Origin of the sequence: Georgenia sp. Z1344, assembly GCF_049856295.1 — a bacterium.
Lineage (GTDB): Bacteria > Actinomycetota > Actinomycetes > Actinomycetales > Actinomycetaceae > JB111.
On the sequence record NZ_JBNDMZ010000003.1, the window covers coordinates 183,006 to 206,102 of the forward strand.

Sequence of the window (23,097 nt, forward strand, 5' to 3'; positions counted from 1 at the left end):
GCCCGGTGAGCGAGATCCCCGCCCAGGTGTCCGAGACGTTCGACCCGCAGGTCTGGCGGGAGGTCGAGGGCTGGTCGGCCTCCGACGTCACCTACCACCGGGGCGTCGACCGCTCCGGGGGCGCCGAGCGGGACCTGCCGGTCGTCCGCATCGCGTTCGACCGGCCCGAGCTGCGCAACGCCTTCCGGCCCCGCACCGTCGACGAGCTCTACCGGGCGCTCGACCACGCGCGGCTGACGACCGACGTCGGGACCGTGATCCTCACGGGCAACGGGCCGTCGGCGAAGGACGGCGGGTGGGCGTTCTGCTCGGGCGGCGACCAGCGCATCCGCGGCGCGGACGGCTACCGGTACGAGGTCGACGAGGCGGACGACCGCGCGGAGGCGTCCGCGCGCCGCGAGCAGGTCGACCCGGCGCGCGCCGGCCGGCTGCACATCCTCGAGGTCCAGCGGCTCATGCGGACGATGCCGAAGGTGATCGTCGCGGCGATCCCGGGCTGGGCCGCGGGCGGCGGGCACTCGCTGGTCATGGTGAGCGACCTGGCGATCGCCTCGCGCGAGCACGCGCGGTTCAAGCAGACCGACGCGGACGTCGGCAGCTTCGACGCCGGCTACGGCTCGACGCTGCTGGCCCGCCAGGTCGGCGACAAGCGGGCGCGCGAGATCTTCTTCCTCGCCCGCGAGTACTCCGCCGAGGACGCGGAGCGGTGGGGCGTGGTCAACGAGACCGTCCCCCACGCCGAGCTCGAGGCCACGGCCCTGGAGTACGCGGCGATCATCGCGACGAAGTCCCCGCAGGCGATCCGGATGCTCAAGTTCGCCTTCAACCTCGCCGACGACGGCCTGGCCGGCCAGCAGGTCTTCGCGGGCGAGGCGACACGCCTGGCCTACGGCACGGCGGAGGCCCAGGAGGGGCGGAACGCGTTCGTCGAGAAGCGGGACCCGGACTGGTCCGGCTTCCCCTACCCGGTGTGATGGAGCGCGTCGAGGTGCTGCCCGGCGGCACGCGGCCGGGCGACGTCGCCGCCCTGCACGAGGCACTCGCGCTCCGCCTCGGCGGCGCCGACCTCCCCCCGCTCCTGCCGGTCGCGCCGGGCACGGACCCCGACCAGGCGCGCGACGACCTCGCCGACTCCCTCGAGCGGCCCGTCCCGGACGGCACGGCCGCGCTCCTGCGCACCTCCGGGTCGACGACGGGGACCGGCCACGTCGTGGCGCTGTCCGCCGACGCGCTCACCGCCTCGGCCCGCGCCACCCACGCGCGCCTCGGCGGCCCGGGTCGCTGGGTCCTCGCCGTACCCGCGCACCACGTGGCGGGCCTGCAGATCCTCACCCGCTCCGCCGTGGCCGGCCACGACCCGCTCGTGCTCGACACCACCGGCGGCTTCGACCCGGCCGCGCTGGCCGAGGTGGTGAGGATGGCCGACGGGACCGGCGAGCCCGCGCCCGCCTATCTCTCCCTCGTGCCGACCCAGCTCGTGCGCGCGCTCGCGGCCGGGCCGGACGTCACCGGGGCGCTGGCCGGCCTCGGCGCGGTCCTCGTGGGCGGCGCCGCGCTCGCCCCCTCGACGCTGCGCGCGGCGGCGGACGCCGGCATCCGGGTGGTGCGCACGTACGGGATGACGGAGACCGGGGGCGGCTGCGTGTACGACGGCCGGCCCCTCGACGGGGTCGGGATCGAGGTCGACGACGAGAGCCGGATCTGGCTCTCCGGCCCCGTCCTCGCCCACGGCTACCTCGACGACGCGGCCGCCGACGCGTCGACGTTCGTCGGCGGCCGGCTCCGGACCACCGACGCGGGTCGGATCACGGACACCGGCGCGCTCGAGGTGCTCGGCCGCCTCGACGACGCCGTGACGTCCGGCGGCGTGACCGTCGCCCCGGTCGCGGTCGAGCGCCGCCTGACGGGGATGGCGGACGTCGCGGAGTGCGCCGTCGTCGGCGTCCCGGACCCCGAGTGGGGCGAGATCGTCGTCGCCGTCGTCGTGCTCACCCCGGGCCGCCCGCCCGGCCCGACGAGCGTGCCGGAGCTCCTCGCCGTCGCCCGCGCGCAGACCGGCGACCTCTCCCCCGCCCACGCGCCGCGGGCGCTGGTCGTGGTCGACCGGCTCCCGCTGCGCGGCCCCGGCAAGGTCGACCGGCGGGCCGTGACGACGGTGGCGTCGCGGGCGCTCGGGGTCGGCACGGGCGACCACTCCGGCGACCGGCGCACGGCCCGTGCCGGGGACGGCGACCGGGTGACGGTGGCGGGCGTCGCCCGGTACAAGTCGCGGCCGGCGCTGGGCTAACCTCGCTTGCGCCCGAGCCGCGGGCACGGGCGAAGGAGGTGTCATGGCGAGCGTCGCCGACTGGATCGAGGGCGCCCGTCCGCGGACCCTCCCGGCGGCCGTCGCGCCGGTGCTGCTGGGGACCGGGGCCGCCGCGCAGGTCGGCTCCGCCTCGGTGCCGCGGGCCCTGCTCGCCGCCGGCGTCGCGCTCGCCCTCCAGGTCGGCGTCAACTACGCCAACGACTACTCCGACGGCGTGCGCGGCACCGACGAGTTCCGCACCGGCCCGCAGCGCCTGACCGGGGGCGGCCTCGCCGCACCGGGGAAGGTCAAGGCCGCCGCGCTCGCGAGCCTCGGGGTCGGCGCGCTGCTCGGCCTCGTGCTCGTCGCGGTGAGCGGGCAGTGGTGGATGCTCGCCGTCGGGGCCGTATGCCTCCTCGCCGCCTGGGGCTACACGGGCGGCTCGCGCCCCTACGGGTACATGGGGCTCGGCGAGGTCTTCGTGTTCGTCTTCTTCGGGCTCGTCGCCACGCTGGGGACCACGTGGACGCAGGCCGGGGAGCTGCCCTGGACCGCGTGGGCGGCGGCCGTCGGCGTGGGCCTCGTGGCGTGCGCGCTGCTCATGGTCAACAACATCCGCGACATCCCCACCGACGTCCCCGCCGGGAAGCGCACGGTGGCCGTCCGGCTCGGCGACCGGCTCGCGCGCCGCACCTACGTGGCGATGCTCGCGGTTCCGGTCCTGCTCGGACTGGCCTGCGCGATCGTGGCGCCGTGGTCGCTGCTCGTGCTTCTCCTGCTGCCGCTCGCGTGGCGCTGCTGCGCGCCGGTGCTGCGCGGCGCCGCGGGGCGCGACCTCATCGGCGTCCTGCGGGACACCGGGTTCCTCGAGCTGGGCTACGGCCTCACGCTCAGCCTCGGGCTCGCGCTGGGCTGAGGACTACCGCTCGCGGGCGTCCTCGCGCGCCTCGGAGTCGGTGTGCGTGGGGGCGTCGGCCACCGCGTCCGGCACGCGCTCGAGCGACGAGCTGCCGTCCGCCTCCTCCGCCGCGGCGTCCGCGGTCACCGACCCGTCCGCCGAGGCTCCCTGGGCCGTCGCCTCGGGCTCGGCCGGGGCGTGCTCGACGAAGGTCTCGCCGTCGATCGTCCCGTCCCCGTCCCCGTCGAAGCCGCCGTCCTCGCTGTCGCTGTCGCTGTCGAGCATCGCGTCCTCCTCGTCGGCGTCGTGGTCCACCCGCGTGCGCCGGTCGTCCTGCCGTGCGAGCGAGCCGGCCGCCTCGTTCCGGATCCCGGGCAGCGCCACGTAGGACACCATCGCCGCGAGCAGCAGGGCGCCCAGCCACATGAGCCACGACCGGGCGCCGGCCAGGTAGAGCACGCCGGCCACGGCGAGCAGCACGACGATCCGCGCGAACGCGTACTTGAGGATGGCCACCCGCCCAGGTTACGTCGCGGCGGACGGGCCGCGACGAAGCGGTGACCACCGACGCACTGCCCGGCGGCCCCCGCCGACCTACCCTGGAGGGGTGACTCGTCTCGTCCCCCTCGTCGTCGCCGTCGGCGTCATCGCCTTCGCGCTCATCGACTGCGCCCGCTCCGACGCCGAGAAGATGCCCGCCCGCATCCCCAAGGGGATCTGGATCGTCCTCATCCTCGTCCTGCCGGTGGTCGGCGCGGTGGGGTGGCTCCTGCTGTCCCGGATGCAGGCGGGGCGCGCGGGCGGTCCGGGCGGTCCCGGCGGCTCGGGCGGTTCCCGGCCCCCGCGCGGCGGGCCGTCCCGGCCGAGCCGCGGCCCGGTCGCGCCCGACGACGACCCGGAGTTCCTCGCCCGCCTCGAGGCCGATCGCCGGCGCCGGGAGCGCGAGCGCCGGCAGCGCGAGCGCGACGCCGAGCGCGAGGGGCGCGGGACGACGAACGGATCCACGCCCGACGACGAACGGCCCACCGACGACCCTGGTCCCGGCGCGGGCGGCGGGGTCTCCGCCGACCCCCACGAGAACCCGGGCTCGCCGGCCTGAGACCGGCCCCGGCTCTAGCCGATGCCCGAGTAGGCGTGGCGCGAGTTGAGGAACAGGTTGACGATGAAGTAGTTGCCGAGGATGAGCCCGAACCCGGTGAGCGAGAGGTAGGCCGCCCGGCGCCCCTCCCAGCCGCGCGTGAGGCGGGCGTGCAGGTAGGCGGCGTAGACGATCCAGATCAGCAGCGTCCACACCTCCTTGACGTCCCAGCCCCAGGGCCGGCCCCAGGCGTGCTCGGCCCAGATGGCGCCGGCGATGAGCGTGAAGGTCCACAGCACGAACCCGATGGCGATGAGCTGGAACGCCATCCGCTCGAGCTCGGCGGAGCTCGGCAGGCGCTCGGAGAGCCGGTCGCGGAACCCCGCGAGGCCGGTGCGCGGCGAGTCTACGGAGCCGGCCCCGCCGTCGTCGGACCCCACCTCACCCCTACCCGCGGCGCCCTCGGCCGACCGCGTGGACGTCTGCGCCGCGCGCCCGTCGGCGGTGACGAGGGCGGCCGGGTCGGCGGTGGCACGCGCCTCGGCCCGGCGCGCACGGCCGATCTCGGCACGCTCCTGCAGCAGCTGGACGAGGGAGAGGATCGCGGAGACCGCGAGGACGCCGACGGCGAGCGTGGCGACGAAGACGTGGATGATCAGCCAGTAGCTGTCGAGCGCCGGCGGGATGCCGTCCGCACGGACGTAGAGCACCGAGACCGCGAGCCCCAGGGACAGGACCACGAGCCCGGCGACGCCCGCACCCAGGACGCGCAGGTCGCGCGACCGGTTGAGGAGCAGGAAGATCCCGACGGCGATGAGCGTGAACACGATCGAGAACTCGTACATGTTGGCCCACGGGACGCGTTCGGTCGCGATCGCCCGCGTGAGCACCCCGACGACGTGGATGGCGAAGCCGGCAACCATCGCGGACACGCCGATCCGCGCGAAGCGGCGCCCCTTGTCCGAGCTGTCCATGAATCTCGCCAGGTCGACGGCGAACGCCAGCAGCGAGATGACGTAGGCCCCCATCGCGCCGTAGATGGCCAACGTGCAGATCTGAGCCAGCGTGGACTCGGGCATGCGTGGTCCTTCGTCGTCGGGGCGCGCTGCGGGCGCTCGATGGATGTGTGTCATTGTGCCCCACCCTCTTTCGGGCGCGGGGCGCGGTCGCTGGCGCTAGTCCGGCCCGCGGGACGGCGCGGCGGCGCCGTCCTCGGAGGTCGTCCCCGCGGGCGCCGGAGCGGCGTCCGAGGAGTCCTCCTCGAGGTCGAGCGCGGCGAGCAGGCGCTCGATCTCGCGCTCGGTGCCGGGGTCGTCCCCCCGCGCGAGCGCGGCGGTCTCGAGCCGCGTGCCGTCGCCGTCGGAGGTCAGTCGCACCCACACCCGTCGGCGGGGGACGAACAGCGAGCCGAACAGGCCGAGCATCGCCGCGATCGAGGCCGCCAGGAGGTAGGGCAGCGTGGGGTCGTTGCGCAGGTCCAGGGCGACGAACCTCGGCAGCTCCTCCTCGAACGTGATCGAGCCGAGCCCCTCGGGCAGCTCGACCGTGTCGCCGGGGCCGAGGTAGATCGTCAGCGGCACCTGCCCACCCTCGGCGGACCCGGCCGAGCCGTCGGCCGCGGGCTCGTAGACCTGCCGCATCCGGTCGGTGTCGAGGACGTAGACGTTCTGGGGCTCGCCCTCGTCGAGCCCGAGGTCGCCCACCCACAGCGTGAGCACGAGCAGGGGATCCTCCGGCTGCGGATGGATCGAGACGGGCGTGCCGGCGGTGTCGACGATCGCGGTGGGCAGGAAGGTCCCGGTGAGGCCGAGCTGCTCCTGGTCGCCCGAGACGTCCGGGACCTTGACGACGCCTCTCGAGGTGTAGACCCCGTCCTCGGGCAGGAACGGCACCGGCTGGGAGAACGCGACCTCGCCCGCGCCGTCGTGCACGGTCAGGCGGGGTGCGTAGCCGTTGCCGGAGAGGTAGATGTTCGTGCCATCGACGTTGAGCGGATGGTTGACGGCGATGTCGCCGGCCTCCGCGGTGCCGTCGGCGCGCGTCACCGACACCTCGGCGAGGAAGTCGCGGGCCTGGGCGTCGAGCGTGAACTCGGAGCTGAACTCGTCCAGGCGGACGACGAACGGGTCGAGGGAGCCCGTGCGCACGAGCGAGCCGGCGGTGAAGGAGTCGTAGTCGACCACGGAGTTCGCGAAGCTCTCCCCCTCGACGACGATGGCCTGGCCGCGGTAGGAGATCATCTGCCCGAGCCCGAAGGCGACGAGGACGGCGAGCAGGGCGAGGTGGAAGACGATGTTCCCGGTCTCGCGCAGGTAGCCGCGCTCGGCGGCGACCTCGACCGTGCCGTCGTCCTTGGCGGAGACCACCGCACGGAACCTGCGGCGCAGCGCGACGCGTGCCGCCTCGCCGAGCTCGGCGGGCGTACGGGTGGGGTCGCGACGGACGCTGTGCCCGGCGAACCGGGTCAGCCGGCCGGGAACCTTCGGCGGCGCGGCCCGCAGCGACCGCACGTGCACGCCGATGCGCGGGACGATGCAGCCGATCAGGGAGACGAACAGCAGCACGTAGACGGTCTGGAACCAGATGGACCCGTACATGTCGAACAGGTCGAGCCGGTCGAGCCAGCCGGACAGCTCGGGACGCTCGGCCCGGAACTGCGACACGGCCGCGGGGTCGGAGGCCTGCTGGGGGATGAACGCGCCCGGGAGCGCGGCGACGGCGAGCAGGAGGAGCAGGAGGATCGCCGTGCGCATCGACGTCAGCTGGCGCCACGCCCACCGCAACCAGCCCACGAGGGACAGGGACGGTCCGGTGGCGCGGCTGCCGTCACCCGCTGCCGCGTCGTCGTCGGGGCCCGCCCGGCCCTGGCCGGACTTGGAGGAGAGGTTGGTGGGGTCCGCGGTCACAGCGGCGTCACCCACCCGGCGACGAGGCCCTGCAGGCGTCCCACGATCCACTCCCAGGCACCGGTGACGAGCAGGATCCCCAGAGCGATGAGGACGACGCCGCCGACGACCTGGATCGTGCGGGCGTGACGCCCGAGGGCGGACAGGGCGCGCGCCGAGCGGGCGACGGCCACGGCGGCGACGACGAACGGGACCCCGAGCCCGAGGCAGTACACGACCGTGAGCAGGAGGCCGCGCGCCACGGACTGCTCGGACAGGGCCAGGGTGAGCACGGCGGCCAGGGTCGGGCCGATGCACGGTGCCCAGCCGAGCCCGAACACGGCGCCGAGCACGGGCGCGCCGGCGAGGCCGGCGCGGGGGGCGACGTCGAGGCGTCGCTCGGCCTGGAGGAACGGGATCCGGCCGACGAACGCGAGCCCGAGCAGGATGACGACGACGCCCGCCACGCGCAGGACGGTCGGCAGCACCGGGGCGAGGGCGATCCCCAGCGAGGCCACGGCCACGCCGGCCACCACCCACACCGCGGAGAAGCCGGAGACGAAGAGGATCGCGCCGAGCGCGACCCGGCGGCCGGACGCGCGACCCGTCGCCGCCGCCTGGGCCTCGCGCCGTGCGATCGCCGCACCTGCGCCGACCGGGCCCGCACCAGCGCCTGCCGGGCTCCCGCCTGCGCCGGACGCGGGGACGGCGGTCGCCTCCCGGTAGCGCTCCGTCGTCGAGCCCGCCATCCCTCCGAGCAGGCCGACGTAGCCGGGCAGCAGCGGCAGGACGCACGGGGAGAAGAAGGAGATCAGCCCGGCGAGCAGGGCGAGCGGGACCGCGAGCAGGAGCGATCCCGAGGTGACGACCTCCCCCACGGAGGCGACGGCGTCCACGGCTCAGGCCTCGGCGAGGACGTCGTCGACGAGCCCGCGCAGGATCGTCGGGTCGGCCTGGCCGAGGATGCGGGCGGCGACCCGACCCTCCTGGTCGAGCACGACGGTGGTCGGCATGGCGGACAGCGGGACCAGGCCCTCGAACGCGGCGACGGCCCGCGCCTCGGAGTCGTGCACGGACGGGTAGGGGATCTCGAACGTGTTCTCGAAGGCCTGGGCGGTGGCGGTGTCGTCGCGCGGGTTGACCCCGAGCATGACGACCTCGCCCTCGTAGTCCGCGGCCATCTCCGCGAGGTCGGGGGCCTCGACCCGGCACGGCGGGCAGGCGGCGTACCAGAAGTTGACGACGGCGACACCCCCGCGGGCGTCGGCGAGGTCGACCGGCTGCTCGTCGTAGGAGGTGCCGGTCAGCTCGATCGCGTCGCCGCGCTCGTCCGGGTCCCACGTGGTGAACGAGCCGTCGCCGGCCTCGTAGCCCGCGCCGACGTCGCCGCCGTCCGGCGAGGACCCCGACGGCGCACAGGCGGCCAGGGACCCCGCGAGGGCGAGCGCCCCGAGGGCGGCCGGGACCGTGCGGGAGCGGGTGCGGGAGGTGCGGGGCGTCACGCGCGGACCTGCTCGCCGGCGTCCGCGGCGGAGTCGGCCGTCTCGGGCGTGGGGACGGTGCGCGGGAGCGGCGGTGAGGTCTTCGTCCCGGAGCGCGCGGAGCGCCGGCCGGACCCGGTGTTGACGGCCGCCCGGGACGTGCCGGGGGTGACGTCGATCGCGTCGGCCACGAGTGCGGCGGCCGGCTCGTCGTACGTGATGCCGACGAGCCGACGGTCGTCGAAGTGCAGCGAGGTGAGGGACGCGAGGGCGGCCTCGCGGCGGCGCGGGTCGTGCGCGAGCGGGCGACGCTCGACGACGAGGCGGGTGACCCAGATCGGCAGCTGGTGGGAGACGAGGACGACCTCGCCGCCCTCGGAGCGGATGAGGACGGCGCGCACGGCGTCGGTCATCCGGTCGGCGATCGCGCGGTGCGCCTCGCCCCAGCTCGGCCGCAGGGGGTCGACGTACAGCGGCCAGTAGCGCGGGTGCGCGAGCGCGAGCGGGTTCGCCCGGATCGTGAGCCCCTCGAAGGCGTTCCCGCCCTCGATCAGCCGCTCGTCGGTCTCGACCTCGAGACCGAACGCCTCGGCCACGGGCCGGCCGGTCTCCTGGGCCCGCTCGAGCGGGGAAGCGACCACCCGGCGCACGTCGTGGCCGGTCTCGCGCAGGTGGGCCGCCACCGACCGGGCCATGGCGCGCCCGCGCTCGGAGAGGTGGAACCCGGGCAGGCGGCCGTAGAGCACGCCGGAGGGGTTGTGGACCTCGCCGTGACGCAGGAGATGGACGACTGTGTGGGGCATGGGACCAGTGTCGCAAACTGTGCGGCCCGCGCGGTCAGCGGGTCCGCCGCTCACCGTCCGCGGTCCGCCCCGGCGCCGGTGCCGGCGGACGGTCGCGCGCGACCTCGCGGTCGATCTCGTCGTCGTCGAGGAGTGCGGCCATGATGCGGCCGAGCTCGGACATCTGCTCGGTCGTCAGTCGGTCGACGAGCCGGCCGCGGACCGCCTCGACGTGCCCGGGCGCCGCCTCCTCGAGCCGGGCGTACCCGGCGTCGGTCAGGCGCGCGTTCACCCCGCGGCGGTCCTCGCAGTCGTTGCGGCGCTCGACGTAGCCGGCCTCCTCGAGCCGGCGCACCGTGTGCGTGAGCCGGGACCGGGAGTGGACGAGGTCCTCGGCGAGGGAGGACATCCGGCGCACCCGGTCCGGGGCCTCCGAGAGGCGCACGAGCACCTCGTACTCCGGCAGCGAGAGGCGCGCACTCACGGTGAGGTCGTGGTTGACGTCCTCGAGGACCTGGGCCGAGGCTCGCAGGAAGAGGCGCCACGACCTCTGCTGGTCGAGGCTGAGCCATCGCGTGTTCATCCCGGTCCTCCATCCTGACCCCGCACCGCCGCGGGGTCCCCCGGGCGGGGGGCTTGCGTCGACGTCCAGAATTAGTTTACAGTTCAATCGTTCACGCTTCAACCACTTCGTCGGCGAGAGTCGGCGCGATCCACGCTGGAGGCAGTATGTCGACCATCCCCGCCGGTACCTACACCATCGAGCCCTCGCACTCCGAGGTCGGCTTCACCGTCCGCCACGCGGGCATCTCGAAGGTCCGCGGCCAGTTCACCGACTTCGCGGGCGAGCTCGTCATCGCCGAGGACTTCGCCCAGTCCTCCGCGAACGTCACGATCCAGTCCGCCTCGGTCGACACCAAGGACGCCAACCGCGACGGCCACCTGCGCTCGGCCGACTTCTGGGACGCCGAGAACAACCCGGAGTGGACCTTCGTCTCCACCTCGGTCGACGGCGACGCCCCCGAGTTCACTCTCAACGGCGACCTCACGCTCAACGGCGTGACCAAGCCCGTCGCCCTCGCGGTCGAGTTCAACGGTGCGGCGACCGACCCGTTCGGCCAGGCCCGCATCGGCTTCTCCGCCACGACGACGATCTCCCGCAAGGAGTTCGACCTCACGTGGAACGCCGCCCTCGAGACCGGTGGCGTCCTCGTCTCCGACAAGGTCACCATCACCATCGAGGTCGAGGCCGTCCCGCGGGCCGCCCAGGCCTGAGCCTGAGCGCCTGACCGACTGACGCGGCGAGGGCCGGTCCCCCATCGGGGGACCGGCCCTCGCCACGTCGAGACTGCGGTTCGTCGTCGTCGAGAGTGCGGCTTGTTCACACCAAGGCTGCTGTTTGTTCCTCCCGAGACTGCCGTTCGTGCACGTCGAGCGCGCGGCTCAGCGCGCGGCGAGCGCCCGCTCGACCGCGGCGACGTCGACCATCAACCGGTCGACCTCCACGCCGTCGAGCCGGACGACGGGCACGTGGTCCGACAGCTCCGCGAGCGCCGGGTCCGCGTCGACGTCGACGAGGACGAGCGAGGCGCCGTACCGCTCGGCGACCGGCTCCAGCTGCGCGGCGGTCCGCTCGCACAGGTGGCAGCCGGCCCGGGAGACGACCTCGAGGCGGGCGGGAGACTGCGCCGCACCGGCCGCACCCCCGCCGAGCCAGGCCTCGGGCGAGCCGGCCACGGTCGACGACGCCGGCGCCGTGTCACCCCCGGAACGCGACGAACCCGGCACCCCTGCGGGGCCCGGGCTCGATCGACGACGGAAGCGAAAGATCACTTCTTGTTGCGGCGCTGGTGTCGCGTGCGACGCAGCAGCTTGCGGTGCTTCTTCTTCGACATGCGCTTGCGGCGCTTCTTGACGACAGATCCCACGGGTCCACCTCAGTCCGATCGGGTACGTAACGCGTGCGCGTCCGGGAAACCCGGCAAGTCTAGCGGGTGAGCAGCGGGTGCGGGTCGCCTGGTGCGTCAGACCCGCCACACGGTCACGAGCCGGTGCCCTCGGCCGTGTCCCAGCCCTGCAGGCCCTCCGAGATCAGCTGGTCGACGGCGGCGTTCGGCACCCGGAACGACCGGCCGACGCGGACGGCGGGCAGCTCGCCCGAGTGCACCATGCGGTACACCGTCATCTTGGACACGCGAAGCGACTCGGCCACCTCGGCCACCGTGAGGAAAGGGCTGCTCCCCTGACTCTCGACCATTGCTCCCCGCTCCTGACCACGCCCCGGCCGCGCACGTGACTCGTGGGGCTCCTGTGCACCGAAGATAGCGGTGTCGGCGGTGCCTCGGCCAATCGCCGCGCGTGTCGCGGGCCTCGGCGCGTCGGTCGGCGCCCCCGGCCCGCGGCCCTCCCTACGCCGTCAGCGGGTCGAGGCCGTGCTCGGGAAAGGTCGCGCGACGGGTGGCGAGGATCGCGCGGTCGACCGGGTCCTCGGGGTCGTAGCCCTCGGCGAACCGTCCGGCGGGTTCACCGGTCGGGCCGTCCGCCGCCCTGCCGTTCGCCGTCGTGCCCTCGTGGGTACGCGCTCCCGGGACGGTGAACGGACCGGCGTCGGACATCGTCGTGGCGATCGCGCCCTCGGCGAGGTCATGGACGAGGGCGCGCCACTCCTCGGGGACCGGCGTGCCCGGGTCCAGCGGCCGGCCCGCGACGACGCCGAGCACGTGGCACCACGCGCGCGGCACGACGTTGACGACCTCGTAACCGCCGCCGCCCGTGGCGACCCAGCGACCGCATGCGTACCGCTCGGCGAGGTCGGCGAGCAGCAGCGCCGCGCCGCGCTGGGCGTCGACGGACACCGCGAGGTTCGTCAGGGGGTCGCGCCCGTGGGAGTCCGAGCCGTGCTGGGTGACGAGGACGTCCGGGCGGACCGCCTCGACGATCGGGGCCGCCACCGCCTCGAGCGCGCGGAGCCACTGCGCGTCGGACGTCCCTGCCGGCAGGGCGACGTTGACGGCGGAGCCCCTGGCCTCGGGTCCGCCGACGTCCTGCGGGTAGCCGGTGCCGGGGAACAGGGTCGAGGGGTGCTCGTGGATCGACACGGTCACCACGTCCGGGTCGTCCCAGAACACGCGCTCGACGCCGTCGCCGTGATGGGCGTCGACATCGACGTAGACGATCCGCCCGGCGCCCGACTCCTTGAGGTGGCGGATCGCGACGGCGACGTCGTTGTAGACGCAGAATCCCGAGGCGTGCCCCGGCATCGCGTGGTGCATGCCGCCCGCCATCGAGAACGCACGCCGCACGCGGCCGTCCCACACGGCGCGCGCGGCGGCCACCGTCGAGCCGACGAGGCGCGCCGAGGCCGTGTGCATCGCGCCGAACACCGGGTTGTCGTCGCCGCCGATCCCGCGCCGGGCGTCGGCCGTGCCGTCGGCCTCCGCGGCCCGGACCGCGGCGACGTACCCGGCCTCGTGGACGCGGGCGAGCAGTTCCTCGTCGCACGGCTCGGGCTCGACGATCTCGACGGCGCCGTCGTCGAGCTGCCCGAGCGCGCGGGCGAGCTCGTGGGTGAGGTGGAGCCGCAGCGGGGTCATCGGGTGCCCGACCCCGAAGTTGTAGCCGACGAGGTCCGGGGACCACACGAGAGCTCCTTCGGCCATGGGGGCAACCTACCCCCGCCTGTGGCAAGGTTCCGTCTGCTGCGCGCACGCCCGGTCGCGGGCCCGCAGCCCGGGGCGGCCGACCGCCCCGGCCGACGGCGCGGGAGGTCAGGTGGCACGCTCCGCCCTCGGCCGCGTCCTCGCGCTGGGCAGGGACCGGGTCGACGACCTCGCCCATCGCTCCCCCGCCCGGCTCGCGCTGCTCGTGTTCGCCTCGATCGTCGTGGTGATGACCGGCCTGCTCTCCCTGCCCGTCGCGACGACCGACGGCGTGCGCGCCCCGTTCGTCGACGCACTGTTCACCGCCGTCTCCGCGGTGTGCGTGACGGGGCTGACCACCGTGGAGACGGCGACCTACTGGTCCGGGTTCGGCCAGGCGGTCATCCTCGTCAGCATCAAGGTGGGCGGGCTCGGCGTGATGACGCTGGCCTCGATCCTCGGCCTCGCGGTCTCCCGCCGCATCGGGCTCACCCAGCGGATGCTCACCGCCTCGGAGACGGGGACGACGCGGCTCGGCGAGGTCGGCTCGCTCGTCCGTGCCGTCATCGTGGCCTCCGTCGTCATCGAGCTCACCCTCGCGGCCACGCTCGTCCCGCGGTTCCTCGAGTACGGCGAGTCCGTCCCGGCCGCGCTGTGGCACGGCTTCTTCATGGCGCTGTCGATCTTCAACAACGCCGGGTTCGTCGTCCTCGACGGCGGTCTCGTGCCGTTCGTCGGCGACTGGTGGCTCGGGCTCGTCGTCGTCGTCGGCACGTTCCTCGGCGCGGTCGGCTTCCCGGTCCTCCTCGACCTGTGGCGCCACCGCCGCCGGCCCGGCCGCATCTCGCTGCACGCCAGGCTCACGCTCGCGACCTTCGGCGTCCTGTTCCTCGTCACCGTCGTCGCGTTCGTCCTGTTCGAGTGGTCCAACCCGGACACCCTCGGCGGCCTGCCCGCCGCCGACCGCGTCATCGCCACTCTCGTGCACTCGATCACGCCGCGCTCGTCGGGCCTCGCGACCCTCGACGTCTCCGAGATGCAGCAGTCGACCCTGTTCGCCACGGACGCGATGATGTTCGTCGGCGGCGGGTCGGCGTCGACGGCGGGCGGCATCAAGGTGACGACCTTCGCCGTCCTCGTCCTCGCGATCGTCGCGGAGGCGCGGGGCGACCGGGACATCGAGGCGTTCGGCCGCCGCATCCCCACCGAGACGGTCCGCCTCGCCGTGGCCGTCGCCTTCCTCGGCGCCACGATGGTCGGGCTGTCCACCCTCGTGCTCCTCTCGGTCACCGACTTCACGCTCGACCAGGTGCTCTTCGAGGTGATCTCGGCGTTCGCCACGGTGGGCCTGTCGACCGGCATCACCCCGCACCTGCCGGACAGCGCCACCTACGTCCTCGCGGTCCTCATGTTCGCGGGCCGCATCGGCACGATGACCCTCGCCGCCGCCCTCGCGATCCGCTCGCGGCGCCGGGTCATCCGCATGCCGGAGGAACGCCCGGTCATCGGCTGACCCGCGACAATGGCCCCACCGCCACCCCACCGCACGCCCGACGAAAGGACCCACATGCCGAAGCAGGCCCGGGACTCCGCCGTCCTCGTCATCGGCCTCGGGCGCTTCGGCGCGGCCCTGGCGGCGACCCTGGAGTCCCTCGACCGCGAGGTCCTCGCCGTCGAGAAGGACCCCGACCTCGTCCAGACGTGGTCGAGCCGGCTCCCCCTCGTCGAGGCCGACGCCACCTCGGCCGACGCGCTCGAGCAGCTCGGCGCCGCGGACTTCCCCGTCGCCGTCGTGGGCGTGGGCTCCTACCTCGAGGCGTCGGTGCTCATCACGGGGAACCTCGTCGACCTCGGGATGCCGCAGATCTGGGCGAAGGCCGTGTCCGGTGAGCACGGGCGCATCCTCAAGCGCATCGGGGCGCACCACGTGGTCTACCCCGAGTACGACGCCGGCCAGCGCGTGGCCCACATGGTCTCCGGCCGGATGCTCGACTACATCGAGATGGAGGACGGCTTCGCGGTGGTGAAGATGCGTCCCCCCAGCGAGACGCACGGGTTCACCATCGGCGAGCTCTCGCTGCGCTCGCGCTACGGGATCACGGTCATCGGCAGGAAGTCGCCCGGCGAGCCGTTCGAGTACACGACCCTCGAGACCCGGATCGACGCCGAGGACACCCTCATCGTCTCGGGCGACACCGAGCTGCTCGAGGTGTTCGCGCACCGGCCGTGAGCGGTCAGGCGAGGTCCTCCCACACGAAGGGGGTCGTCGTCCCGGACTCCCAGTCGCGCCTGAGGATCGCGTAGGCGACCGAGGCGACGGGCTCCCCGCCGTCGACCGGCCAGCCCTCGCGGTAGTGGGCCTCCTTGAGGAAACCGCAGCGCAGGAAGGTGCGACGCATCGCCACGTTGTCCTCCCGGGTCTGCCCCTCGAACCTCCGGGCGGCGGGGAACCGTCGGAACACGAGGTCGGTCGCCGCGCGCACGACCTCCGAGGCGAGACCGCGGCCGCGGAACTCCTCGGCGAGCCGGAGGTCGAACATCGGCGTGTCGTCCTCGAGGTCCTCCAGGCGGAGGAAGCCGATCCGACCGAGACCGGCGTGGTCGACCCAGTACGAGTCGTTCTCGTCGTCCCGGAACGCCCCCTCGCCCACCAGGCGCTCGACCCGCGCGCGGTCGGGGCGCGGCACCATGTGGAACGGGAAGGCGTTCTGGGTCATGAAGACGACCAGCTCCTCGCGGTCGTCACCTGCCGGATCGAGGCGCGTGAGGGTCACGGCGGACGGCGCGCCGATCGTCGGGGAGTGCACGCGCGGCACGCTATCGGGGCGGCCACCACCCGCGCGACGGAATACCTGTGCCCGCGATCGCCGCCCGACCTGCCAGGATGGATCCCATGATCTCCTCGGGCATCGTCGTCATGGGTGACGGCCACGCAATCCCCCAGATCGGTTTCGGCACCTACAAGATCCCCGACGCCGACGCGGCGCCGCTGGTCGCCACCGCGATCGAGGTGGGCTACCGGCACGTCGACACCGCGCAGATGTACGGGAACGAGGTGGGCGTCGGCCGCGGCATCGCGGACAGCGGCGTCGCCCGCGACGAGCTGTTCGTCACGAGCAAGCTCGACAACCCGAACCACGCGCCCGGCACGGCGAGGGCCAGCATCGAGCGCTCGCTCGAGGACCTCGGGCTCGACCGGCTCGACCTCTTCCTCATCCACTGGCCCTACCCGGCCGACTCGACCACCCCGCTCGCCGAGACCTGGCAGGTCCTCGTCGACGCCCGGGCCGCCGGCCTCGTGACCTCGATCGGCATGTCGAACGGCCAGCCGGAGCACCTGCGCGAGATCCAGGACGCGGGCCTCCCCCTGCCGGCCCTCGACCAGGCCGAGATCCACCCGTACCTGCAGAACCAGGAGGTCGTCGACTTCTGCCGCGCCGAGGGCATCACGGTGCAGGCGTGGTCGCCGATCGCCCGCGGGCGCGTCCTCACCGATCCCGTGGTCGAGGCGGTCGCCGCCGAGGTCGGCGCGTCGCCCGCGCAGGTGGTGCTCGCCTGGCACGTCGGGCGCGACCACGTCATCATCCCCAAGGCGAGCTCGCGGAAGCGGATCGAGGAGAACCTCGGCGCGCTCCAGGTCGAGCTCACCGCCGAGCAGGCGGCGCGCATCGACGCGCTCGACCAGGGTGAGGCCGGGCGCACCGGCATGCACCCCTCGACGATGAAGCGGTACGGCGAGGAGTAGCCGCTCAGCCCGCCGGCGGCGGGACCGGGCCGAGCAGCGCGTTCGCCCAGGCGGCGTGGACGGACTCGTCGTCGGAGGGGTGGAAGAGGCCGGCGACGACGTCGCGGTACAGGCGCGAGAGCTCGGCGCGCGTGTAGAAGCTCGACCCGCCGGACGCCCGTACGGCCTTCTCGACGACGCGCAGCGCCGTCTCGGTCGCGCGTGACTTGAGCGCGGAGAGCTGTGGCATCCACAGCGGGCGGTCCGCCCCGGCGTCGACGTCCCGGGCGAGGGCGACGAGCTGGGGCTCGATCGCGTCGAGCTCGATGGCGGCGTCGGCGAGCCGCCGCCGGATGTCGGGGTCGTGCGCGTACGGGGCCTGGTTCTTCAGGCTCATCCTCTTGCCCACGGTCGCGACGGCGACGTCGAGCGCGCGCTGCGCGACGCCCTGGTAGACGGCCGCGAGCAGGATCTCGAAGTTGGCGAAGATCCCGAAGACGAAGGGGTCCATGGTCGGCCCGGGCGGGACACGCCGGACGATGCGGTGCGCGGGTGCGTGCGCGCCGTCGAGCACGGTCGTGTACGACTGGGTCGCCCGCATGCCGAGGGTGTCCCAGTCCTCCTTGATCTCGATGCCGCCGCCGTCGCGCTCGACGAAGCCCCACACGTTGACCGGGTTGTCGGGGTCCGTGCGGTCGGTGCCGAACGTGCCGAGCAGGGTCCACACCGGTCCCAGGGTCGTGAAGATCTTCGTGCCGTTGAACGCGTAGCCGCCCTCGCCGTCGGGCGTGGCGTCGGAGGCGGAGCCGAAGAGGACGAGGTCGTTGCCGGCCTCGGACACGCCGAAGGCGATGATCGCGCCGTCCATCACGCGCGCGAGGATCTCGTCCATGTCGGACTGGCCGGCGGCCCGGACCGTGCGGGCCACGCCCACCCAGATCTGGTGCATGTTGACGGCGAGCGCCGTGGCGGGCGAGGCGCCGGCGAGGCGCGCCTGCTCGCGGGCCATCTCCTCCAGGCTCAGCCCGCCGCCGCCGAGCTCGGCGGGCACGAACGCGGTGAGGTAGCCGGCCGCGCGCAGGTCGGCGAGGTCGTCGTGGGGGAAGGTGTTGTCGCGGTCGTGGCCGGCGGCGCGCGAGCGGATCGTCTCGAGCAGCTCGTCGGTGAGGACCTGACGGCGGGGGGCGGCTTCGCTGGTCATGGATGCATTGTCCTCCCCGTCCGGGGTGCCCGGCCAGGGCGTCGCCCCTCGATAGCCTGGTCAGATGCCGGCCCAGCTCCTCGCCGACGTCCTCCTCCTCGTCCACGACGACGAGACGGGCGCGTGCCTCGTCGATACCGACACCCTGCGCCGGCTCGCGGTCGAGTCGGCGGCGGAGCAGGTGCTCGCGGGCGGGACGCTGCGCATCCACGAGAAGCGGAAGTGGCGGCCCGGCCCCGGCGGCGGCATGACCAGGCGGGAGATCATCCAGACCTACGTCCCGGTCGAGGGCGGCCCCACGCCGCCGCCCGGCTACGACGCGATCGCGGCGTGGCTGGTCGGCCAGGACCCGCGCGGCCGTGCGGGCGGGAGCCGCGGGGTCGGGGCGGTCGCGGGCGCCGCCGACCACCTCGTCGCCACCACGCTCGACCAGCTCGTCGCGGCCGGCACCCTCGTGCGCGGGCACAGCACCGCCCTCGGCGATCGTCGAGGCACGACCTACCAGGAGGCGGCGCCCGAGCGCGAGGACCGGCTCCGCGAGCGGATCCGGTGCTCGATGGGGCAGGCCCCGACCGACGGCCGTACCGCCGCGGTCCTGCCCGTCCTCCACCGCTCCGACGTCGGCGAGCACGCGGTCGAGGGCGCGGGCGGGAAGGAGCTGGACTCCGTGAACGGCCACTTCTACCTGCGCGAGAAGGTCTCCCGGGACACGGGCCGGTGGTGGGTCGCCGTCCTGCTGTTCGTCCTGCTCGTGCCGGCCATCGCCTGGGCGCTCATGCAGTTCGGCCGGATCCCCGTCTGACGCGCGCGGTGGGGAGGGCGCCCGCGGCTGTCGGCGCCGCCGCCTACCGTGGACCCGTGCCGACGACCTCCACCAAGCGACCCCGCGCCGAGCTGCGCTGCACCGAGTGCGGCTGGACCACCCCGAAGTGGGTCGGCCGCTGCGGCGAGTGCCAGGCCTGGGGCACGATCGAGGAGGCCGGCGCCGCGCCCGCCCGCGCGTCGGTCGGTGCGCTCGCCCCGGCCACGCCCGCGGCGTCGATCCTCGACGTCGACGTCGAGACCGCGCGCGCCCGGCCCACCGGGGTCGGGGAGCTCGACCGCGTCCTGGGCGGCGGCCTCGTGCCCGGCGCCGTCGTGCTCCTCGCGGGCGAGCCCGGCGTCGGGAAGTCGACCCTCCTCCTCGACGTCGCGGCCCGGGCGGCGTCTGCGGTCGAGGGGCGCGTGCTGTACGTGACCGGCGAGGAGTCGGCGAGCCAGGTCCGCCTGCGCGCCGAGCGGATCGGGGCCCTGCACGAGGATCTCCTGCTCACGGCCGAGACCGACCTCGCCACCGTGCTCGGCCACATCGAGGCGATGGACCCGGCGCTGCTCGTCGTCGACTCGGTCCAGACCGTCGCCGACTCCGCCGTGGACGGGTCCGCGGGCGGCGTCTCCCAGGTCCGGGCGGTCGCGGCCACCCTCATCCGTGCGGCGAAGGCCCGCGCGATGCCCGCGATGCTCGTGGGGCACGTGACGAAGGACGGCTCGATCGCGGGGCCGCGGGTGCTCGAGCACCTCGTCGACGTCGTGTGCCAGGTCGAGGGCGAGCGCCACTCGCGCCTGCGTCTCGTGCGCGCGGTGAAGAACCGGTTCGGCGCCACGGACGAGGTCGGCTGCTTCGACCTGCGCGAGGACGGCATCATCGGCCTGCCCGACCCGTCCGGGCTCTTCCTCTCCGCCGCCCCCGAACCCGTGGCCGGCACCTGCGTGACGGTGACGCTCGAGGGCCGCCGCCCGATGCCGGTCGAGGTCCAGTCGCTGCTCACCGAGCCGGCCGGGCCACCGCGTCGCACGGTCTCCGGCGTCGACGGCGCGCGGGTCGCCATGATGCTCGCCGTGCTCGCCGCGCGGCTCGAGGTGGGGACCGCGGGTAAGGACGTCTACGTCTCCACGGTCGGCGGCGCGCGGGCGAGCGAGCCCGCCGCGGACCTCGCCCTCGGCCTCGCGCTGCTGTCCGCGTCCCTCGGGAGGCCCGTGCGCCCCGGTGTCGTCGCGTTCGGCGAGGTGGGCCTCACGGGCGAGCTGCGCGCGACGACGGGCGTGGGCCGCCGCCTCGCCGAGGCCGCACGGCTCGGGTTCACCACCGCGGTCGTCCCCTCGGCCGGCGAGGCGCCCGCGAACGTGGCCGGGATCCGTGTGGTCCGGGCGGCGAACCTCGCCGAGGCGGCGCGCGAGTGCGGCCTGGGGCCGAGCGGCAGCGGCGCTGACCGGTAGCGACCTACGATGAGCCCGGCGGGGCCGTTCCGCCGGGAACGGGGAGGCATGGGCACCGACGACGAGGCGACGATGCGCACCATGCTGCACGAGATCGCGCCGGGCACCGTCCTGCGCGACGGGATCGACCGCATCCTGCGCGGCCGCACCGGCGCCATCATCGTCCTCGGCTTCGACGACGATGTCGAGGCGATCTCCTCGGGCGGATTCGACCTCGACGTCGAGATGTCCGCGACCCGGTTGCGCGAGCTGTCGAAGATGGACGGCGCCGTCGTCGTCGACCGGTCCGCCGGGCGGATCCGCCGCGCGAACGTCCAGCTCATGCCCGGCTCCCACATCGACACGGTCGAGTCCGGGATGCGGCACCGCACGGCCCAGCGCACGGCCCGGCAGACGGGGCACCCGGTGATCTCGGTCAGCCAGTCGATGCGGACCGTCGCCCTGTACGTCGGCGAGCTGCGGCACGTCGTCGTCGAGAGCGCGGAGGTCCTCGCGAAGGGCGAGCTCGCGCTGTCCGCCCTCGAGCGCTACCGCGCCCGGCTCGACCAGCTCCTCGGCACGTTCACGGCGCTCGAGGTCGAGGACGTCGTCACGGTGCGCGACGTCGTGACGATCGTCCAGCGCATGGAGATGATCCGCAGGATCTCCTCCGACGTCGAGTCGGCCACCGTCCAGGCCGGCACCGACGGCCACCTCCTGCGGCTCCAGCACGACGACCTCATGGTCGGCCTCGCGTTCGAGCGCCGCTCGCTCGTGCGGGACTACGTGCCCACGGGCGCGTCGTCGGGGGTCCGGGAGGCGCTCGGGGCGCTCTCGTCCTCCGACCTCGTCGACCTCGCGGGGATCGCCCGGACCATGCGCCTGGGCGGGCCCGGCGGAGCCGACCTCGACACCCCGGCCTCGCCGCGCGGGCACCGGCTCATCGGCAAGATCCCGCGCCTGCCGCAGGCGGTCGCCAACGCGATCGTCAGCCACTACGACTCGCTGCAGGCCCTCCTCGCCGCGACCACGGACGACCTGCAGGAGGTCGAGGGCGTGGGCCGCGCGCGGGCGTTCGCCGTGCGCGAGGGGCTCGGGCGGGTCGCGGAGACGTCGCTGGTCTGAGACGGGGTGGCTGGTTCTCAGCCCTCGCTCGGCGCCTCGGACGCAGTCTCGCCCTCGGTGGGCGCCTCGCCGTCCGTCGGTGCCTCGGCCGGGGCCTCGTCCAGGGTGAACACGGTGTCGGTGCCGCCGATCTCGGCGCCCTCGCGCACGAGGACGGCCCGGTAGGTCCCCGGGCTGACGGCGGGCGGGTCCTCGGGGCAGTCCGCGCTCGACCGGGTCCCGGGCCAGGTGACGAGCGCGTCGGACGTGGTGTCCGGTCCGAGCAGGAGCATCCGTGACTCCTCGGCCGGGCAGTGCGCCGAGGACCAGACCGGGTCGTTGCCCGAGGTGACCTCGACGACGAGGGCCGCGTTGCCCGCGTCGACGAGGCAGTCGCCCCGGCCGGAGTTCGTCAGCTCGATCGCGAAGTCGACCGGGCTGCCGGCGTGGCGACCCGTGGCCGTCATCGTCAGCCCGAGCTGGTCGTCGGTGCAGGCCACGGGGTCGCCGGTCGGGACGGCGTCGGAGGCGGACTCGCTGCCGGACTCCGAGGACGACTCGGCGGCGGCCGGGCCCTGCTCGTCGTCGTCGCCCCCGAAGATCGCGCCCCAGACGGCGATGACGCCCCACACGACGAGCGCGAGCACGACGAGAAGCGCGAGGAGCACGGTGATGCGGCGGCGCCAGATCGTCGCCCGGCTGGGGCGGCGGCGCTGCGCGGGGCGCGAACCGCGGTCGTCATCGGTGGGCACGGGCCCACCGTAGGCACGCGGACCCGCGCCGCCCGGGTGGCACGCCGGAGGACCGCGGGGGACGCGCGTGGATCGGGGCACACTGGCCCGGTGCCCGAGTACCGCGAGATCCACGACGCCGTCGCCGGCTTCTGGGCCGACCACGCCCGTGACCTGCCCTGGCGCCGGACCGGCACCACGCCGTGGGGCGTGCTCGTCTCGGAGACGATGAGCCAGCAGACGCCCGTGGCACGCGTGGCGCCGGCGTGGGAGGCGTGGATGGCGCGCTGGCCGGTGCCTGCGGACCTCGCGGCCGCGCCCGGGGCGGACGTGCTGCGGGCCTGGGACCGGCTGGGCTACCCGCGCCGCGCGCTGCGGCTCAAGGAGTGTGCGGCGGCGGTCGTGCGGGACCACGACGGCGAGGTCCCCGGCGACGAGGCCGACCTCCTCGCGCTGCCGGGGGTCGGCCCGTACACCGCGGCCGCGGTCGTGGCGTTCGCCCACCGGCGCCGCGCGGTCGTGCTCGACACGAACGTCCGGCGGGTCCTCGCCCGGGTCCTCGGCGGCGAGGCGGCGCCCCCGCCCGGCGCGCCCGCGAAGGCGGAGCAGGCGCGGGCGGCGGACCTCCTGCCGGCGGGCGACGAGGCGTCCGCCGCGTGGAACGCCGGGGTGATGGAGCTCGGCGCGCTCGTGTGCACGGCGCGCGCGCCGCGGTGCGACGACTGCCCGCTGGCCGGGCGTTGCACCTGGAGGGCCGCCGGGTACCCGGCGGACACCCACGCCGCACGACGCCGTAGCCAGCCCTGGGAGGGCACCGATCGCCAGGCTCGGGGCCGGGTGATGGCCGCGCTGCGCGCCGCCGAGCCGGGGGCGACGCACACGTGGGCCGAGCTGGTGGAGGCGGCGATGGGTAGGGCGGGATCCGGCGCGGCGGGATCCCGCGGGGCAGGAGACGCCGAGCAGGCCGCGCGCGTGGTGACCTCGCTGCTCGCGGACGGCCTCGTCGTCGAGCGTGGGACCGGCCTCGGCCTGCCCTGAGCGGCGACTACCCTG

Annotated in this window: 26 protein-coding genes; 12 read left to right on the forward strand and 14 right to left on the reverse strand. The window is 74.6% G+C overall.

Annotated elements, in window-relative coordinates; translation table 11 throughout:
• Positions 1–5: 5 nt before the first annotated feature.
• The 3 genes from ACPYO6_RS04310 to ACPYO6_RS04320 are packed head-to-tail and all read left to right on the forward strand — an operon-like array spanning position 6 to position 3,203.
• Complete coding sequence (locus ACPYO6_RS04310) at positions 6–974, forward strand: 1,4-dihydroxy-2-naphthoyl-CoA synthase (RefSeq protein ID WP_425713659.1); 969 nt, start codon at positions 6–8, stop codon at positions 972–974.
• Complete coding sequence (locus ACPYO6_RS04315) at positions 974–2,287, forward strand: AMP-binding protein (RefSeq protein ID WP_425713784.1); 1,314 nt, start codon at positions 974–976, stop codon at positions 2,285–2,287. Before ACPYO6_RS04310 ends, ACPYO6_RS04315 begins: the two co-directional genes overlap by 1 nt.
• 43 nt (positions 2,288–2,330) lie before the next feature.
• On the forward strand, positions 2,331–3,203 hold the full coding sequence (locus ACPYO6_RS04320; RefSeq protein ID WP_425713660.1) for a 1,4-dihydroxy-2-naphthoate polyprenyltransferase: 873 nt from the start codon (positions 2,331–2,333) through the stop codon (positions 3,201–3,203).
• Positions 3,204–3,206: 3 nt separating this feature from the next.
• Here the strand turns inward: ACPYO6_RS04320 and ACPYO6_RS04325 are convergent, their stop codons facing one another.
• A complete protein-coding gene (locus ACPYO6_RS04325) occupies positions 3,207–3,701 on the reverse strand; it encodes a DUF4229 domain-containing protein (RefSeq protein WP_425713661.1) in 495 nt (164 codons plus the stop codon).
• 91 nt (positions 3,702–3,792) lie between these two features.
• Here ACPYO6_RS04325 and ACPYO6_RS04330 point away from each other — a divergent pair, with 91 nt between their 5' ends.
• Positions 3,793–4,284 carry a PLD nuclease N-terminal domain-containing protein gene (locus ACPYO6_RS04330; protein WP_425713662.1) on the forward strand — a complete coding sequence of 164 codons (492 nt, stop codon included), beginning with the start codon at positions 3,793–3,795 and terminating at the stop codon, positions 4,282–4,284.
• A gap of 14 nt (positions 4,285–4,298) precedes the next feature.
• On the opposite strand, the gene ccsB is transcribed toward ACPYO6_RS04330, so the two are convergent.
• From ccsB to ACPYO6_RS04360, 6 genes are all read right to left on the reverse strand, one after another.
• The gene (gene ccsB, locus ACPYO6_RS04335) at positions 4,299–5,342 is read right to left on the reverse strand and encodes a c-type cytochrome biogenesis protein CcsB (RefSeq protein WP_425713663.1); all 1,044 of its coding nucleotides are present in this window, start codon (positions 5,340–5,342) and stop codon (positions 4,299–4,301) included.
• Positions 5,343–5,438: 96 nt separating this feature from the next.
• Positions 5,439–7,169, reverse strand: a complete 1,731-nt coding sequence (gene resB, locus ACPYO6_RS04340) for a cytochrome c biogenesis protein ResB (RefSeq protein WP_425713664.1) — start codon at positions 7,167–7,169, stop codon at positions 5,439–5,441.
• Positions 7,166–8,044, reverse strand: coding sequence for a cytochrome c biogenesis CcdA family protein (locus ACPYO6_RS04345; RefSeq protein ID WP_425713665.1), 879 nt, complete (start codon positions 8,042–8,044; stop codon positions 7,166–7,168). The genes resB and ACPYO6_RS04345 overlap by 4 nt, the downstream gene beginning before the upstream one ends.
• A 3-nt stretch (positions 8,045–8,047) precedes the next feature.
• Positions 8,048–8,650 (reverse strand): TlpA family protein disulfide reductase, encoded by a 603-nt coding sequence (locus ACPYO6_RS04350; RefSeq protein WP_425713666.1) that lies wholly within the window; start codon positions 8,648–8,650, stop codon positions 8,048–8,050.
• Entirely contained in the window at positions 8,647–9,432 is a 786-nt protein-coding gene (locus tag ACPYO6_RS04355) for a histidine phosphatase family protein (protein WP_425713667.1), read from the reverse strand. Before ACPYO6_RS04355 ends, ACPYO6_RS04350 begins: the two co-directional genes overlap by 4 nt.
• A gap of 34 nt (positions 9,433–9,466) precedes the next feature.
• On the reverse strand, positions 9,467–9,994 hold the full coding sequence (locus tag ACPYO6_RS04360) for a MarR family winged helix-turn-helix transcriptional regulator (protein ID WP_425713668.1): 528 nt from the start codon (positions 9,992–9,994) through the stop codon (positions 9,467–9,469).
• A gap of 146 nt (positions 9,995–10,140) precedes the next feature.
• Between ACPYO6_RS04360 and ACPYO6_RS04365 the strand changes: the two genes are divergently transcribed.
• On the forward strand, positions 10,141–10,686 hold the full coding sequence (locus tag ACPYO6_RS04365; RefSeq protein ID WP_425713669.1) for a YceI family protein: 546 nt from the start codon (positions 10,141–10,143) through the stop codon (positions 10,684–10,686).
• Between the two features lie 168 nt (positions 10,687–10,854).
• Here the strand turns inward: ACPYO6_RS04365 and ACPYO6_RS04370 are convergent, their stop codons facing one another.
• From ACPYO6_RS04370 to ACPYO6_RS04385, 4 genes are all read right to left on the reverse strand, one after another.
• Positions 10,855–11,148 carry a glutaredoxin family protein gene (locus tag ACPYO6_RS04370; protein WP_425713670.1) on the reverse strand — a complete coding sequence of 98 codons (294 nt, stop codon included), beginning with the start codon at positions 11,146–11,148 and terminating at the stop codon, positions 10,855–10,857.
• A 92-nt stretch (positions 11,149–11,240) separates the two neighbouring features.
• Complete coding sequence (locus tag ACPYO6_RS04375; protein WP_076808172.1) at positions 11,241–11,339, reverse strand: 30S ribosomal protein bS22; 99 nt, start codon at positions 11,337–11,339, stop codon at positions 11,241–11,243.
• A 113-nt stretch (positions 11,340–11,452) separates the two neighbouring features.
• Positions 11,453–11,668 (reverse strand): helix-turn-helix domain-containing protein, encoded by a 216-nt coding sequence (locus tag ACPYO6_RS04380; protein ID WP_425713671.1) that lies wholly within the window; start codon positions 11,666–11,668, stop codon positions 11,453–11,455.
• A 151-nt stretch (positions 11,669–11,819) separates the two neighbouring features.
• Positions 11,820–13,070, reverse strand: coding sequence for an acetoin utilization protein AcuC (locus ACPYO6_RS04385; RefSeq protein ID WP_425713672.1), 1,251 nt, complete (start codon positions 13,068–13,070; stop codon positions 11,820–11,822).
• 112 nt (positions 13,071–13,182) lie between these two features.
• Here ACPYO6_RS04385 and ACPYO6_RS04390 point away from each other — a divergent pair, with 112 nt between their 5' ends.
• Together ACPYO6_RS04390 and ACPYO6_RS04395 are read left to right on the forward strand one after the other, a co-directional pair.
• Entirely contained in the window at positions 13,183–14,562 is a 1,380-nt protein-coding gene (locus ACPYO6_RS04390) for a TrkH family potassium uptake protein (protein WP_425713673.1), read from the forward strand.
• 54 nt (positions 14,563–14,616) lie between these two features.
• Complete coding sequence (locus ACPYO6_RS04395; protein ID WP_425713674.1) at positions 14,617–15,279, forward strand: potassium channel family protein; 663 nt, start codon at positions 14,617–14,619, stop codon at positions 15,277–15,279.
• 4 nt (positions 15,280–15,283) lie between these two features.
• Here the strand turns inward: ACPYO6_RS04395 and ACPYO6_RS04400 are convergent, their stop codons facing one another.
• Positions 15,284–15,856: a GNAT family N-acetyltransferase gene (locus tag ACPYO6_RS04400; RefSeq protein WP_425713675.1), complete on the reverse strand. Its 573-nt coding sequence runs from the start codon at positions 15,854–15,856 to the stop codon at positions 15,284–15,286.
• Positions 15,857–15,942: 86 nt separating this feature from the next.
• Here ACPYO6_RS04400 and ACPYO6_RS04405 point away from each other — a divergent pair, with 86 nt between their 5' ends.
• Complete coding sequence (locus ACPYO6_RS04405; protein ID WP_425713676.1) at positions 15,943–16,794, forward strand: aldo/keto reductase; 852 nt, start codon at positions 15,943–15,945, stop codon at positions 16,792–16,794.
• 4 nt (positions 16,795–16,798) lie between these two features.
• Here ACPYO6_RS04405 and ACPYO6_RS04410 read toward each other — a convergent pair whose 3' ends face one another.
• Positions 16,799–17,974, reverse strand: a complete 1,176-nt coding sequence (locus ACPYO6_RS04410; protein WP_425713677.1) for an acyl-CoA dehydrogenase family protein — start codon at positions 17,972–17,974, stop codon at positions 16,799–16,801.
• A gap of 64 nt (positions 17,975–18,038) precedes the next feature.
• On the opposite strand from ACPYO6_RS04410, the gene ACPYO6_RS04415 reads away from it, so the two are divergent.
• The 3 genes from ACPYO6_RS04415 to disA are packed head-to-tail and all read left to right on the forward strand — an operon-like array spanning position 18,039 to position 21,334.
• A complete protein-coding gene (locus tag ACPYO6_RS04415) occupies positions 18,039–18,776 on the forward strand; it encodes a GPP34 family phosphoprotein (RefSeq protein WP_425713678.1) in 738 nt (245 codons plus the stop codon).
• Positions 18,777–18,832: 56 nt separating this feature from the next.
• The gene (radA, locus tag ACPYO6_RS04420) at positions 18,833–20,230 is read left to right on the forward strand and encodes a DNA repair protein RadA (protein ID WP_425713679.1); all 1,398 of its coding nucleotides are present in this window, start codon (positions 18,833–18,835) and stop codon (positions 20,228–20,230) included.
• A 48-nt stretch (positions 20,231–20,278) separates the two neighbouring features.
• On the forward strand, positions 20,279–21,334 hold the full coding sequence (disA, locus tag ACPYO6_RS04425) for a DNA integrity scanning diadenylate cyclase DisA (protein WP_425713680.1): 1,056 nt from the start codon (positions 20,279–20,281) through the stop codon (positions 21,332–21,334).
• A 17-nt stretch (positions 21,335–21,351) separates the two neighbouring features.
• Here disA and ACPYO6_RS04430 read toward each other — a convergent pair whose 3' ends face one another.
• Positions 21,352–22,065, reverse strand: coding sequence for a hypothetical protein (locus ACPYO6_RS04430; RefSeq protein WP_425713681.1), 714 nt, complete (start codon positions 22,063–22,065; stop codon positions 21,352–21,354).
• Positions 22,066–22,155: 90 nt separating this feature from the next.
• Between ACPYO6_RS04430 and ACPYO6_RS04435 the strand changes: the two genes are divergently transcribed.
• Positions 22,156–23,082, forward strand: a complete 927-nt coding sequence (locus ACPYO6_RS04435) for an A/G-specific adenine glycosylase (protein WP_425713682.1) — start codon at positions 22,156–22,158, stop codon at positions 23,080–23,082.
• Positions 23,083–23,097: the final 15 nt, after the last annotated feature.